The 13,941-nt window shown below is 72.8% G+C and carries 13 protein-coding genes; 1 reads left to right on the top strand and 12 read right to left on the bottom strand.

Features of this window, described 5'->3' with window-relative positions; genetic code table 11:
- Positions 1-216 precede the first annotated feature (216 nt).
- The 9 genes from lepB (ACF08W_RS22390) to ACF08W_RS22350 form a co-directional block, all read right to left on the bottom strand.
- Positions 217-1,131 (bottom strand): signal peptidase I, encoded by a 915-nt coding sequence (gene lepB, locus ACF08W_RS22390; protein ID WP_392280363.1) that lies wholly within the window; start codon positions 1,129-1,131, stop codon positions 217-219.
- Positions 1,025-2,098 carry a signal peptidase I gene (lepB, locus tag ACF08W_RS22385; protein WP_392280301.1) on the bottom strand — a complete coding sequence of 358 codons (1,074 nt, stop codon included), beginning with the start codon at positions 2,096-2,098 and terminating at the stop codon, positions 1,025-1,027. The genes lepB (ACF08W_RS22390) and lepB (ACF08W_RS22385) overlap by 107 nt, the downstream gene beginning before the upstream one ends.
- Complete coding sequence (lepB, locus tag ACF08W_RS22380) at positions 2,091-2,834, bottom strand: signal peptidase I (protein WP_392280300.1); 744 nt, start codon at positions 2,832-2,834, stop codon at positions 2,091-2,093. Before lepB (ACF08W_RS22380) ends, lepB (ACF08W_RS22385) begins: the two co-directional genes overlap by 8 nt.
- Positions 2,835-2,879: 45 nt before the next feature.
- A complete protein-coding gene (gene rplS, locus ACF08W_RS22375; protein ID WP_352276324.1) occupies positions 2,880-3,230 on the bottom strand; it encodes a 50S ribosomal protein L19 in 351 nt (116 codons plus the stop codon).
- A 161-nt stretch (positions 3,231-3,391) separates the two neighbouring features.
- A complete protein-coding gene (trmD, locus tag ACF08W_RS22370; RefSeq protein ID WP_392280299.1) occupies positions 3,392-4,213 on the bottom strand; it encodes a tRNA (guanosine(37)-N1)-methyltransferase TrmD in 822 nt (273 codons plus the stop codon).
- Positions 4,213-4,791, bottom strand: coding sequence for a ribosome maturation factor RimM (rimM, locus tag ACF08W_RS22365; protein WP_352276320.1), 579 nt, complete (start codon positions 4,789-4,791; stop codon positions 4,213-4,215). Before rimM ends, trmD begins: the two co-directional genes overlap by 1 nt.
- 79 nt (positions 4,792-4,870) lie before the next feature.
- The gene (locus ACF08W_RS22360; RefSeq protein WP_005311361.1) at positions 4,871-5,110 is read right to left on the bottom strand and encodes an RNA-binding protein; all 240 of its coding nucleotides are present in this window, start codon (positions 5,108-5,110) and stop codon (positions 4,871-4,873) included.
- Positions 5,111-5,112: 2 nt separating this feature from the next.
- Positions 5,113-5,541 carry a 30S ribosomal protein S16 gene (gene rpsP / locus ACF08W_RS22355; protein ID WP_352276318.1) on the bottom strand — a complete coding sequence of 143 codons (429 nt, stop codon included), beginning with the start codon at positions 5,539-5,541 and terminating at the stop codon, positions 5,113-5,115.
- A gap of 157 nt (positions 5,542-5,698) precedes the next feature.
- Positions 5,699-6,292: a hypothetical protein gene (locus ACF08W_RS22350; RefSeq protein WP_352276316.1), complete on the bottom strand. Its 594-nt coding sequence runs from the start codon at positions 6,290-6,292 to the stop codon at positions 5,699-5,701.
- 486 nt (positions 6,293-6,778) lie between these two features.
- Here ACF08W_RS22350 and ACF08W_RS22345 point away from each other — a divergent pair, with 486 nt between their 5' ends.
- A complete protein-coding gene (locus tag ACF08W_RS22345; protein ID WP_392280298.1) occupies positions 6,779-7,606 on the top strand; it encodes a class I SAM-dependent methyltransferase in 828 nt (275 codons plus the stop codon).
- Positions 7,607-7,634: 28 nt separating this feature from the next.
- On the opposite strand, the gene ftsH is transcribed toward ACF08W_RS22345, so the two are convergent.
- The 3 genes from ftsH to ACF08W_RS22330 form a co-directional block, all read right to left on the bottom strand.
- Positions 7,635-9,548, bottom strand: coding sequence for an ATP-dependent zinc metalloprotease FtsH (gene ftsH, locus ACF08W_RS22340; RefSeq protein ID WP_392280297.1), 1,914 nt, complete (start codon positions 9,546-9,548; stop codon positions 7,635-7,637).
- Positions 9,549-9,741: 193 nt separating this feature from the next.
- Positions 9,742-11,289, bottom strand: a complete 1,548-nt coding sequence (ffh, locus tag ACF08W_RS22335) for a signal recognition particle protein (protein WP_352276312.1) — start codon at positions 11,287-11,289, stop codon at positions 9,742-9,744.
- A 107-nt stretch (positions 11,290-11,396) separates the two neighbouring features.
- Positions 11,397-13,853 carry a [protein-PII] uridylyltransferase gene (locus tag ACF08W_RS22330; protein ID WP_392280296.1) on the bottom strand — a complete coding sequence of 819 codons (2,457 nt, stop codon included), beginning with the start codon at positions 13,851-13,853 and terminating at the stop codon, positions 11,397-11,399.
- Between the last annotated feature and the right edge of the window lie 88 nt (positions 13,854-13,941).

Genomic DNA, 13,941 nt, shown 5'->3' with positions numbered 1-13,941 from the left:
TCGTTCCCGGCCGCATCGCCGTGGACGGGTCCCCGGAGTCCGGGGCCCGCCGCACGGCAACCGCCCTCCGGTTGTTCGGCGTACTCGCCGAACAACCGGAGGGCGGTTCATCCGTATCACCCGGCGCCCCGTTCCGGAGCACCGGTGTCCTTCATATCGCGGACCCGGGCCGTGGCACAGCCCGCCGGGTCCGCGGGCCCGGCACGGCGCGACGGGTCACGGCGTGCTGTCGGCCGGGGCGGTGTGCCGGCCGGCCAGGACGGCCCGCCTGCGCCGCCACAGGACGAACGGCACGGCACCGGCGAGACCCAGCACTCCGGGGGCCGCTCCCAGCGCCGCGTTCAGACCCGGCTGGTCGAAGGTCTTCGGGATGGGCAGCGTCGCCCAGCGGTTGATCGGCCAGGCCACGACGAAGGCGCGGCCGACGACCTCGTCGTTGGAGACCGTGCCGTTGCCCGGCAGCTCCTGGTGGTAGCGGGAGTCGCGGGAGTCCTGGCGGTGATCGCCCATCACCCAGATCCGGCCCTCGGGCACCTTGATCGGGCCGAACGGATCGTCGTTGCAGGGCGTGTTCCCGGGGAAGATGAAGGACTTCTCGTCCAGGGCCTTGCCGTTGACCACGACGGGGCCGTTCTCCTTGCACTCCACCGTGTCGCCGCCGATCGCGATGACCCGCTTGATCAGGTCCTTCTCCTCGGCGGAGGGCATGAGGCCGATGAAGCTGAGGAACTTCTGGACCGCGTTCGGGTGGACCTCGGGGGTGTCGTCCAGCCAGCCGCCCGGGTCGTGGAAGACGACGACCTCGCCGCGCTCGGGCTCCGAACCGAACCACGGCGTCAGCTTGTCCACCAGCACCCGGTCGCCTCGCTGGAGGGTGTTCTGCATCGAATCGGAGGGAATCGAGAACGCCTGCACCAGGAACGTCTTGATCAGCAACGCGAGAACGAGCGCGATGACGACGAGCAGGGGCAGCTCCTTCCAGAAGGAGCGCGGCTTCTTCACCGCCCCGCCGCCGTCCGGAGTCTCACCGTCGATCCCCGCGTGACCCGCCGCCCCGGCGGACTCGGCGTTGCCCGAACGGCCCGGCCGGTCCTCGGGTTCCTCGTGTCCGGATCGTGCGCCGACGGCCAAATCCCCCACATCCACTCCTTACTCCGTGCCACCGCCTGCTCCCTAGCCGGTGCAGGCCCACCACTCCCATAACGAGCGGAAGTTCCGCAGGGCTCGGGAGAGGAGCCAATCCGTTGAGATCGGGGGACGCCACCGTATGCGACGGGCCCGGTGCGCCGGTCGTTCCGGCGCGTGCCCGCGGAACCTGTGAGAAGGTCCCCGGTTCGTCCAGTTCTCGCCAGTGGCCGACCGGCCAGGCGATCACCATGGCGCGCCCCACGACCTGCTCCTCGGAGACCGTGCCGTGTCCCGGGTCGTCCAGGTGGTAACGGGAGTCGGCCGAATCCGATCGGTGGTCGCCCATCACGAAGATCCGGCCCTCAGGAACCTTTACCTCGAATTTGATGAGGGAGGGCGGATTCCCCGGGTAGAGGTAGGGCTCGTCCAGCGGTACGCCGTTGACGGTGATCCGGCCGTCCTTGCCGCAGCACTTCACCGTGTCGCCGCCGACCCCGACGACCCGCTTGATCAGGTCCTGCTCGTCGTCCGAGGGCAGCAGCCCGATGAAGGTCAGGACCTCCTTGACCTGCTTCACGACGACCGGCGACTCCTTCTTGGCGCCGCTCTCCTTCCTCAGCCAGCCCCCGGGGTCGCGGAAGACGACGACGTCACCGCGCTCGGGCCGGGAGCCGAACCACGGCGTCAGCTTGTCCACCAGCACCCGGTCGCCGATCCTGATGGTCTGCTCCATCGATCCCGAGGGGATCACGAACGCCTGCACCAGGAAGGTCTTGAGGACGAGTGCGATCAGCACCGCCACCAGGGCGAGCAGCGGGATCTCCCGGGCGGCGGAGCCCCGACGCCGCCATTTGACCCGGCGCGCCAGCTTCCGCCGCTCCACCCGGGTGCGCGGGGTGCGCGCGGCCGGCGGACCGTCGTCCTCCGGGCCGCCCCCGCTCCGGCCGCGGCCGCGGCCGCGGCTACCCATGGCCCGCGCCCGGCAGCGAGCCCAGTCGCCCTGGCGGCCAGCCGATCCAGTCCACCCGGCCGATCACCCTGTCGACCGGGACCATCCCGCCGCCCGGTTCCCCGAGGTGGTCGCGGGAGTCACGGGAGTTGCTGCGGTGGTCGCCCATCATCCACAGGGTGCCGTCGGGGACGACGATGTCGAAGCGCACCCGGGAGGCCGCGTCCCCCGGGTACAGGTAGTCCTCGGTGACCGGCCGCCCGTTCACCTCGATGCGGCCCTTCCTGTCGCAGCAGACCACCCGGTCACCGCCCACGCCCACCACGCGTTTCACGTAGTCGGTCTCTTCGGGTCCGGCCAGCCCGAGGGAGGCGGCCGCCGAGTGCACCAGGGCGGCGACGGGATTCTCCTCCGGGGGCTCCTGCACGAACGATCCGGTGCCGTCGAAGACCACCACGTCACCGCGGTGCGGCCCGGAGCCGGAACGGTACGCCAGCTTGTTGACCAGCACCCGGTCCCCCACCTCCAGCGTCGGTTCCATCGAGCCGCTGGGGATCTGATACGGCTGCACCACGTAATTGCTCAGGAGCAGCACGAAGACCGCGCAGACGGCCCCGAGGAGGGCGGTCCGCCGCCAGGTCCAGTTCGTCGGACCGTCGGGCCGGTCCGGAATACGCAAGGAGCGCGATCCCTCCCCCGGCACCGTCGTGGGTGCGGAGGAGGGATCGCGCTCCGAGAGCTCAGCTTCCGTGTCCATCGGGGCCAGAGCCTATCCGGCCATCCTGTGGACCAGGGAGGCAGCTCAGTTGTCGCGCTTCTCCTTGATCTTCGCGGCCTTGCCGCGCAGCTCACGGAGGTAGTACAGCTTGGCGCGACGGACGTCACCGCGGGTGACGAGCTCGATCTTCTCGAAGATCGGGCTGTGCACCGGGAAGGTGCGCTCGACGCCGACGCTGAAGGAGACCTTGCGGACCGTGAAGGTCTCGCTGACGCCCGCACCCTGGCGGCGGATGACTACGCCCTTGAACTGCTGGATACGGGAGCGGTTGCCCTCGATCACGCGGACGTGGACGTTGACGGTGTCACCGGGGCGGAACGACGGGACGTCGGTACGCAGCGACGCGGCATTGACGTCGTCGAGCAGGGAAGCCATGTTGTCTGCTTTCTTCGCCGATGCCACAGGTCATCGACGGGAACTAGGGAGGAACGGAGGTGCTGATCGCGTCGGACGGGCGTCGGGACCTTCCCCGCTCGCGTGGGGACGGTCGGGGTTCCCCCTGTGGCAGGGGCGCACGCCGGACGTACAGCAGCGGCCTATTCTTCCACGGCCTCGGGCCTGCGCCAAAATCGGCCGTCCGGGGCGGGCGACCAGCCGAGGATGGAGAGCATCTCGCGGTCCTTCTTGTCGAAGCCCGCGGCGTCGCAGCGCTCGATCAGATCGGGCCGGTGGAGGGCGGTACGGCGGAACGCCTCGTCCCGCCGCCAGCGGGCGATCTTCCCGTGGTGGCCGCTGAGCAGCACCTCGGGGATCTCCCGGCCACGCCACACCGGCGGCTTGGTGTAGACCGGCCCCTCCAGCAGGTTGGCCATGGCGCCGGGGGCGAAGGAGTCGTCCCGGTGCGATTCGGCGTTGCCGAGCACGCCGGGCAGCAGCCGGGCCACCGCCTCGGTGACGACCAGGACCGCGGCCTCCCCGCCGGCCAGCACGTAGTCGCCGATGGAGACCTCGACGACCGGCATCCGGGTGGCGTACTCCTCCGTCACCCGCCGGTCGATGCCCTCGTAACGGGCCGGGGTGAAGATCAGCCACGGGCGCTCGGAGAGGTCGACGGCGAGTTCCTGGGTGAAGGGGCGGCCGCTGGGCGTGGGCACCACCAGCACCGGGGAGTGCGCCCCGGCCTCGTAGCCGTCCGCCAGCACGTCGTCCAGCGCCTCGCCCCAGGGCTCGGTCTTCATGACCATGCCGGGTCCGCCGCCGGCCGGGGTGTCGTCGACCGTGTGGTGCCGGTCGTGGGTCCAGGAGCGCAGGTCGTGCACGTGGACGCCGAGGCGGCCGCTCGCGCGGGCCTTGCCGACCAGGGAGACGTTCAGCGGGTCCAGGTACTCCGGGAAGATCGTGACGACGTCGAGCCGCATCAGCGGTCCTCCCCCTCGGCCGGGGCGCCGTCGCCCGCCTCGTCCCGGGCGGAGGCGACCACGGCCTGGTCGGCGTCGATCAGACCGGGCGGCGGATCGATCACCGCGCGCTGCTCGTCCAGGTCGATCTCGGTGACGATCTCCTCGACGAACGGGATCATCACCTCGCTGCCGTCCGGCCGCTCGACGATGAAGAGGTCCTGCGAGGGCAGGTGCGTGATCTCGGTGATCCGGCCGATCCCGGTGCCGTCGGCCAGGACCACGTCGAGGTCCATGAGCTGGTGGTCGTAGAACTCCTCCGGGTCCTCCGGGAGTTCGGCCGGGTCCACCTCGGCGATCAGGAGCGTGTTGCGCAGGGCCTCGGCGGCCGTACGGTCGCGCACGCCCTCGAAGCGCAGCAGCAGCCGCCCGCTGTGCACGCGTCCGGTCTCGATCGTCAGCGGTCCGGTGGCCGCCGGTTCGGTGGCGAGCACGGCCCCGGGGGCGAGCCGCAGCTCCGGCTCGTCCGTACGGACCTCGACGGTGACCTCGCCCTTGATGCCGTGGGCACGGCCGATCCGCGCGACTACCAACTGCACCTTGTGTCTCTCCTGTCATACGACGACGGGCCGGGGCGGGCTCATGGCCCTCCCCGGCCCGTGCCGGTGTTCAACTCTGTCAGCGAACCTGGTCCACATCGACGAGGTCGACGCGGATGCCACGGCCGCCGATGGCGCCCACGACGGTACGCAGCGCGCGGGCGGTGCGGCCGTTACGGCCGATCACCTTGCCGAGGTCGTCGGGGTGGACCCGGACCTCCAGCACGCGGCCGCGGCGCAGGTTGCGCGAGGCGACCTGCACATCGTCGGGGTTGTCGACAATGCCTTTCACGAGGTGCTCGAGAGCCTCCTCGAGCATGCTCAGGCCTCGGTCGACTCGGCCGCGTCGGCAGCCTCGTCAGCCTTCTTGTCGGACTTCTTCGCCTTCTGCGTGATGGCCTCGCCCTTGGCCTCCTCGCCGTCGCCCAGGCTCTCGAAGAGGGCCCGCTTGTCGGCCTTCGGCTCGGGCTGCAGCAGCGGCGCGGGGGCCGGGAGGCCCTTGTGCGCCTGCCAGTCACCGGTGAGCTTCAGGATCGCGAGGACCGGCTCGGTCGGCTGGGCGCCGACGGACAGCCAGTACTGCGCACGCTCCGAGTTGACCTCGATGCGCGAGGGGTTCTGCACCGGGTGGTACAGACCGATCTCCTCGATGGCCCGGCCGTCACGGCGGGTACGGGAGTCGGCGACGACGATGCGGTAGTGAGGCGAACGGATCTTGCCCAGACGCTTCAGCTTGATCTTGACTGCCACGGGAGTGGTGTCTCCTGGTCTATGACGTGGTTGGGCACAACGAAGATGCCACGTGGGGTTGCGGTACTCGGGTGCCCGATGGACGCGTCAGCCGGAGGAGAGAGGGGTCCTGTGCGACTGTCGAGTACAGCTAGCCATTGTGCCACACCGCATCGGGTCACCCCACCGCGACCGCGGCTTCCGGGATACGGAAGGGCTTCCCGCAACCTCCGCAGACGATCGGCGCCTGCGCCAGGACCGACGGGACGACCCGGACGTTGCGTCCGCAGTCGCACACGGCCTTGACCCGGACTCCCCCGCCGGAGGAGCCGTGCCGGGCGGCCGGCCCGCGGAAGGAGCGCTTGGTGTCGGCGGCGGTGGCGACCGTGTGCGCCTTGAGGGCGCGCTGCAGCCGCTCGATCGTCGGCCGGTACCGGCGCTTGGCCTCGGGGTTCAGGGCGACCAGCGAGAAGCCGCTGCTGGGGTGGGGCTCCTCGACGTGGTCGAGGCCCAGCTCCTCGGCGATCGCGAGGAATCTGCGGTTGTGGTAGCGGCCCGCGCGCGAGGTGTCGCGGACGCCTCGCGCGGCGGCGATGCCATGGACTGCCTCGTGGAGCAGTCGTTCGAAGGAGAGCTCGGCGCCACAGGCGGACGAGGATTCTCCGATCAGGGACTCGGGCGCGGCCAGATCAGGCAGCTCGGGGTGGTACCGCTGAATGTCGGCCCACGCCTGTGCCAGCTCTGCGGCAAGTACAGGTGGTGTCGTGCTCACGTCGTGACCAACGAGCACGGGTGCCCCGGTGTTCCGATTCCGGGCCATCCCAAATAATTTGCACGTACCAGTCAGTTGCTCAGTGATGCGTCCCGACGAGGGCGGGTGCGCAGAACTGCGGAGAAGCCGCGCAGCTCGCCTCAAGGTGGTACGTAGCGCGCGTACGTCGGACCCGCGGATCCGGGCCGTGCGGCGGGGGCGGGCGGCTCGATCGCGGCGGGCCCCGGCGACGGTGGGCGCGTGCCACCGGGGGCGACGATACCGGGCGCGCGGTATGGACCTGACACCGGCCCGTGCCGCCGTCGCCGGGGCGCCGGGCGCTCGACGTGCCCGGTCCGGCGTGTCGGGTGAGACTGGGGCGAGGCGCGGAGCGCGCGTCGCGGGCGGGGGCGGGCATGCGCGCGGGGGAGATCACGTGCCCGGAGCACGTACTCGGGGAGTACCGATCGGAACACGGCCGGGAACCGGCGGATTGGGGCGCTTTCCATGACACGTACGCTCGTCCGGCACCGCAGCCGCACGGAGGCACCCGCACGACACCCGAGGCCGGGCGGCCACGCCCGGGACGGGAAGCGGGACCCCGGCCCCGATCGGGGCCGGGAACGGCAGGACCGTGAACGGCAGGACCGTGAACGGGAGGGCCGGGAGCGGGAACCCGACCGGGACGGACTCCAGGAGCGGATGCTCACGCCGCTGTACGAAGCGGTGTACGAGCGCCTGGACGTGGGCACCGGCACCCGGCTGCTCTCCCTCGGCCACGCGACGGGCCCGGCGCTGCTGCTGGCCGCGGCGCGCGGGGCGCGGGTCACCGGCGTGGACGGCGATCCGGAACGGCTGGCGCTGGCCCGGCCGCCCGACGGGGTGCCGTACGACCTGGTCACCGCGTTCGCCCCGGCCGGCTGCGCCTCCGAGGGCGGTGCGGAACTGGCGGCCGCGGTGCGGTCGGCGGCGGGACTGGCCGCGCGGGGCGGCACGGTGGTGCTCACCGGCTGGGGTCCGCCGGAGCGGTGTGCGGCGGCGCCCGTGCTGCGGGTCGCGGGGCGGCTCTCCGGGCGGGACGACCTGGAGGAGCTGGCCGTGCGGGCCGGGCTGAATCCGAACGGTTCGGGCCGGGTGGCCTGCCCGTTCGCCTATCCGGACCTGGGGAGTGCGGTGCGGGCGCTGACCTGCACCGGGCTGCTGGACGCGGCGGTGCGGGCGACGGGCCGGGCCCGGGTGGAACGGGAGGCCGCGCGGGCGCTGCGGCCGCACCGGCGCGGGGACGGCACGGTGTGGCTGCCGAACGTCTTCCGCTATCTGGTGTGCGCCGTCTGAGGCCCGCGCGGACCGCGCGGGCCTCCCGTCACTTGGCCAGCCGGGTGATCCCGGCCGCCCGGTACGCCGCGTCCTCGTCGAGGGTCTCGTGCTCCAGCAGCGCGGCGGAGAGGGCGTCCAGCCGCTCGCGGTTCTCCCGCAGGAGCCGGCAGGCCACCTCGTAGCACTCGTCGACGATCCGCCGCATCTCGTCGTCGACCGCGTCGAGGGTGGCGGGCGCCGCCGACAGGCCGTACGCCTGCTGGGCGTCGGCCGGGATCGCCGTCAGCCTGCCCACCCTGTGGCTCATGCCCCAGCGGCCGACCATCCCCCGGGCCAGGTTGGTGACCTGCTCCAGGTCGCTCTCGGCGCCGGTGGTGATCATTCCGAAGACCACCTGCTCGGCCGCCATCCCGCCGAGCGCCCCGACGATCCGGCCGCGCAGGTACTCCTCGGTGTACGCGTACTTGTCGGCGTCCGGGGTGGAGAGCGTGACGCCCAGCGCCCGGCCGCGCGGCACGATCGTCACCTTGCGGACCGGGTCGGCGCCGGGCTGGACCATGCCGAGCAGCGCGTGGCCGCTCTCGTGGTACGCGGTCCGGCGGCGCTCCTCGTCGGACATGACCAGGGAGCGTTCGGCGCCGAGCTGGACCTTCTCCAGGGCGTCGGAGAAGTCGGGCTGGGTGACCGCGGACTGGTGTCGCTTGACCGCCAGCAGCGCGGCCTCGTTGGCCAGGTTGGCCAGGTCCGCGCCGGTCATCCCGGGGGTGGTCCCGGCGACCTGGGCCAGGTCGACGTCGGGGGCCAGCGGGATCTGCCGGGTGTGGATCTCCAGGATCGCCTCCCGGCCGCTCCGGTCCGGCGGGCTGACCTGCACGATCCGGTCGAAGCGGCCGGGCCGGGTGAGCGCCGGGTCGAGCACGTCGGCGCGGTTGGTGGCGGCGAGCACGACGACGCCCTCCGAGCCGGAGAAGCCGTCCATCTCGGTGAGGATCTGGTTGAGCGTCTGCTCGCGCTCGTCGTGGCCGCCCATGCCGGAGCCGGCGCTGCGGGCCCGGCCGATGGTGTCGATCTCGTCGATGAAGATGATGGCCGGGGCGACCTTGCGGGCCTCCGCGAAGAGTTCCCGGACCCGGCCGGCGCCGACGCCGACGATCATCTCGATGAACTCGGAGGCCGACGCCGAGAAGAACGGCACCCCGGCCTCGCCCGCGACGGCCCGCGCCAGCAGGGTCTTCCCGGTACCGGGCGGCCCCGCGAGCAGCACCCCGCCGGGCATCCGGGCACCCATGCGGCGGTACGCCTGCGGATTCTTCAGGAAGTCCACGACGTCGTTGAGTTCGCCCTCGACCTCGTCGATCCCGGCCACGTCCTCGAAGGTGGTGCGCCTGGCGCCCTCCAGTTCGACGGGCTTGGGCGGGGGCTTGCGGCCGAAGCCGCCCATCCCGCCGCCCATGCCCCTGGCCATCCGCCGGGCGATGAACACCCAGAGCGCGATGAGGAGCAGCATGGGCGCGAGCGAGATCAGCAGGTTGGCGAGGAAGCTGCGCTGCTGGACGACGGGTTCGGCGGTGACCGTGACGTTGTCCTTGACCAGTTCGGCCCAGAGGTTGTCGTCCGCGAAGGCGGGGCGCTGGGTGACGAAGTCGGTGTACTTCTTGTCGCTCCCCGGGACCTTCGCCTCCTTCTTGAGCCGCCCCTCGATGGCGTCGCCCTTGGAGTAGATCTTCTCGACGTTGCCCGAGGTGACCTGCTTGCTGAACTCGGTGTACGAGACCGTCCGCTCCTCCTTCCCGTTGAAGAAGGAGAGCACCAGGTTGGCGACCAGGTAGACGGCGAGCGCGGTGAGCAGCAGCCTGCTCCAGCCGCCCGGCATCTTCCGGCCGGGCGACGGGGGCGGCGGGGCGCCCTCGGAGCGCCAGGGCTGGTCGGTCCGGTCGCGGGGAGGTACGGGGTTGGTCACGCGCACTCCTCTGCCGACAGCCGTTGATGCGACATTAAGTGAGGAATGCGGGCAGAGCCCTCCGAAGGGGTGTCCCGCTGGGCTCTTGGAGGGACGGGGCACGGGGCCGTACGCGCCGAGGGGGCGCCCGCCGTGGTGGCGGGCGCCCCCTCGGGACACCGTCGGGCCGTCACCGGCCCGGAGCGCGGGCGGGTCAGCCCATGAACTTCTTGAACTCGTCCGGGAGCTCGAAGTTCTTGTCCTCCGGCGCGGGCAGTCCGAGCGCGCCGCCCTGCGCCGCCTGGGCCCGGCGGGCCGCCGCGGCCTGCTCCTCGGCCTTGCGCTTCATCGGGTTGCCGCTCTTGCGCTTGCCCTTGGCCTGCTTGACCTGCTTCTTCTGCCGGCCGGGGCCACCGCCCATGCCCGGCATCCCGGGGATTCCCGGCATGCCGCCGCCCTGGGCCATCTTCGACATCATCTTGCGCGCGTCGAGGAACCGCTCGATCAGGTTCTTGACGGCGCTGACGTCGACACCGGAGCCCTTGGCGATACGGGCCCGGCGCGAACCGTTGATGATCGTCGGCTCGGCGCGCTCCTTCGGGGTCATCGACTTGATGATCGCGGCGGTGCGGTCCACGTCGCGCTCGTCGATGTTGTTGATCTGGTCCTTGATCTGCCCCATGCCGGGCAGCATCCCGAGCAGCTTGGAGATGGAGCCCATCTTCCTGACCTGTTCCATCTGGGCCAGGAAGTCGTCGAGCGTGAAGTCCTTGCCCTTGCTGGACGCCAGCTTGGAGGCCATCTTGGCGGCCTCTTCCTGGCTGAAGGTCTTCTCCGCCTGCTCGATCAGGGTGAGCAGGTCACCCATGTCGAGGATGCGGGACGCCATGCGGTCGGGGTGGAAGGCGTCGAAGTCCTCGAGCTTCTCACCGTTCGACGCGAACATGATCTGCTTGCCCGTGACATGGGCGATCGACAGGGCCGCGCCACCGCGGGCGTCGCCGTCGAGCTTGGAGAGCACCACGCCGTCGAAGCCGACGCCGTCGCGGAAGGACTCCGCGGTGTTGACCGCGTCCTGACCGATCATCGCGTCGACGACGAAGAGGATCTCGTCCGGGCTGACGGCGTCGCGGATGTCCGCGGCCTGCTGCATCAGCTCCTGGTCGATGCCGAGGCGGCCGGCGGTGTCGACGATCACCACGTCGTACTGCTTGGACCGCGCGTGCTCGATCGAGTCCTTGGCGACCTGGACCGGGTCGCCGACGCCGTTGCCCGGCTCGGGGGCGTACACCGCGACACCGGCGCGGTCGGCGACGACGCTGAGCTGGTTGACGGCGTTGGGGCGCTGGAGGTCGCAGGCGACGAGCAGCGGGGAGTGGCCCTGGCCCTTCAGCCAGAGGCCGAGCTTTCCGGCGAGGGTGGTCTTACCGGCACCCTGGAGACCGGCGAGCATGATGACGGTGGGCGGGTTCTTGGCGAACCGCAGCCGCCGGGTCTCGCCGCCGAGGATGCCGACGAGCTCCTCGTTGACGATCTTCACGACCTGCTGCGCCGGGTTCAGCGCCTGGGAGACCTCGGCGCCGCGCGCCCGCTCCTTGACGCTGGCGATGAAGGCACGGACGACCGGAAGCGCGACGTCCGCTTCGAGCAGGGCGATACGGATCTCGCGAGCCGTGGCGTCGATGTCCGCCTCGGACAAGCGGCCCTTGCCCCTGAGGTTCTTGAAAGTCGCGGCAAGGCGGTCGGAGAGAGTATCGAACACGGCGCTCGTCGGTCCTCAGGGTCGGGGGCAAAGTGGATTCGGTACCCCAGGGTATCCGGCCCGGCCGTGACGACGACCCCTGCCCGGGAATTCCGCGGCGCGGCCGCTCAGGCCCGCAGCGCGGCCTCGACCGTGCCGGCCACCGCCGACGCCCGCTCCCCGGGCAGCGGCTTCCCGTCCGGGTCGGTGACGTAGAAGGCGTCCACCGCGTTGGCGCCCAGCGTCGACACGTGCGCGCTGCGCACCCGTACCCCATGGCCTTCGAGCGCCCGGCCGATCCGGTGCAGCAGGCCCGGGGCGTCCTGGGCGCGCACCTCGATCACCGTCGCCCGCCGGGAGCCGCCCTCCGCGACGGTCACCCTCGGCGGCGGGGCCTGGGCGCCTCGGCGGGGCCGGGTGGCGGCCTCGCGTTCGGCGAGTCGGGCCGTGATGTCCAGGGTGCCCTCCAGCGCGCGGACGAGGTCGGCGCGGAGCCGGTCGGCCCGGGGCAGCGGGCCGTACTCGGCCGCCACCCGCCAGCCGAGCAGCAGCACCTCGCCGAAGCCGCCGAGCCCGCCGGGGAGTTCCAGGGTGCGCAGTTCGGCGGAGCGCACGGTGAGGCGGTGCAGGGCGAGGACGCCCGCCGCGGCGGGCAGCACCCCGGGCCGGTCGGGCAGCGCGATGTGGAGTTCCACGCCGACGGGCTCGGGGCCGTCCTCCGGTCCGGGGGGTCCGGTACGGGTGTGCAGGGCGAGGACCGGGCCTCCGGTACGCAGGGCCTCGACGGCGAGGCGTTCCTGCTCGGCGCCGGGGGCGGCCGGTTCCGGCTCCTCGGGGGCGCGCCCGGCGAGTACGGCGGCGACGCGTTCCACCAGATCGGCGACGAGCGCGGCGCGCCAGGCGGACCAGGCGGCGGGCCCGGTGGCGAGGGCGTCGGCCTCGGTGAGCGCGTGCAGCAACTCCAGCGCGGTGACGCCGCCGACCGCGTCCGCGACGAGGCGGACGGTCGCCGGGTCGTCCAGGTCGCGCCGGGTGGCGGTCTCGACGAGGAGCAGGTGGTGGCGGACGAGGGTGGCGACGAGATCCGCGTCGTGCCGGTCGAGGCCGATCCGGACGGCGGTGTCCCGGGCGACGGCCGCGCCGGTCACGGCGTGGTCGCCGGGCGTCCCCTTGCCGATGTCGTGGAGGAGGGCCGCGATCAGGAGGAGGTCGGGGCGGTGGACGCGCCGGGTGAGGGCCGAGGCGCGCACGGCGGTCTCGACGAGGTGGCGGTCGACGGTCCAGGTGTGGACGGGGTTGCGCTGGGGCCGGCAGTGGACGTGCTCCCAGGCCGGGAGGGACCGGGTGATCAGCCCTTCGGCCTCCAGCGCCTCCCAGACCTGGACGGTGGCGGCGCCAGCGCCGAGCAGGGTGACGAGCTGTTCGCGGGCCTCGGCGGGCCAGGGCACCGGCAGCGGGCGCCCGGCGGCGGCGAGTCTGCGCACCGCGTGCCGGGAGAGCGGCAGTCCGGCCCGGGCGGCCGCGGCGGCGGCCCGCAGCGGGAGCACCGGGTCGTGTTCGGGGCGTGCGGTGCGGGCGAGGACCACCTCGCCGCCGGCCTCGACGACGCCCTCGGCGAGCGGGGTGCGGGGCTCGGCGGTGGTGCGTCCGCCGCCCAGCACGGCGCGCAGCCGGGGCCGGGCGGACCGGGCGCGTAGCACCCGCCCGACCTCGCGCCAGGTGACGTCGGCGGCGTACGCGACGGTGCGGGCGGCCCCGTAGACCCGGCGGAGCAGGGCGTCCGCGTCGGGCAGGCCGAGTGCGGCGGCGACCTGGTCCTGTTCCTGGAGGGCGAGCCGGTCGGTGGCGCGGCCGGTGGTGAGGTGGAGGGCGTCGCGGGTGTCGAGCAGGACGCGGCGGGCTTCGGCGAGGCCCTCGCGGGGCGCGTCGGCGATCCAGGAGGCGGCGACGGCGCGCAGCGCGGTGGTGTCGCGCAGTCCGCCGTGGGCCTCCTTGAGGTCGGGTTCGAGGAGGAAACGCAGCTCGCCCAGGCGTGCGGCGCGTTCGCGGCAGAGCGCGTCGAGGGCGGGCAGCCGGGCGGGGGCCTGGGCGCGCCAGTCGGCGAGGACGGCGGTGCGCAGCGCGGCGCAGAGTGCGGCGTCCCCGGCGACGGGCCGGGCGTCGAGCAGCCCGAGCTGGACCCTGAGGTCGGCACCGGCCGCCCGGCGGGCCTCGGCGGGGGTGCGTACGGAGTGGTCGAGGGCGATGCCCAGGTCCCAGACGGGGTACCAGAGGTGGTCGGCGAGGGCGGCGACGGCGGCGGGGCCGGCCTTGCCGTCGTGCAGGAGCAGCAGGTCGAGGTCGCTGCGCGGGGAGAGTTCGCCGCGTCCGTAGCCGCCGACGGCGACGAGGGCGGCGCCGTGGACGCCGGTGTGGCGGGCGGCGGCGGTGAACAGGGCGGTGAGCCAGTCGTCGGTGAGCGCGGCGAGCGCGGCGCGGCGCGGCGGCCCGGCCGGTCCGGCGCCCTGGAGGAGGCGCAGCCGGGCCGCCGGGTAGCCGCCGGGCTCCGGGTCCGCCGGTCCGGTGGTCGGTTCGGTGCTCGTCACCCGGCTGCCTTTCGTCTGGGGGTTGCCGTACGGGGCCGGGGGGCCGGCGGAGGAAGCCGGCCCGGGACGTCCGGCCCGCGGGGCCCAG

Origin of the sequence: Streptomyces sp. NPDC015144 (genome assembly GCF_043079735.1) — a bacterium.
Taxonomy (GTDB): Bacteria; Actinomycetota; Actinomycetes; order Streptomycetales; family Streptomycetaceae; genus Streptomyces.
Note: the sequence above shows the minus strand (reverse complement) of the source record. Positions and strands in the feature narration are given on the sequence as shown.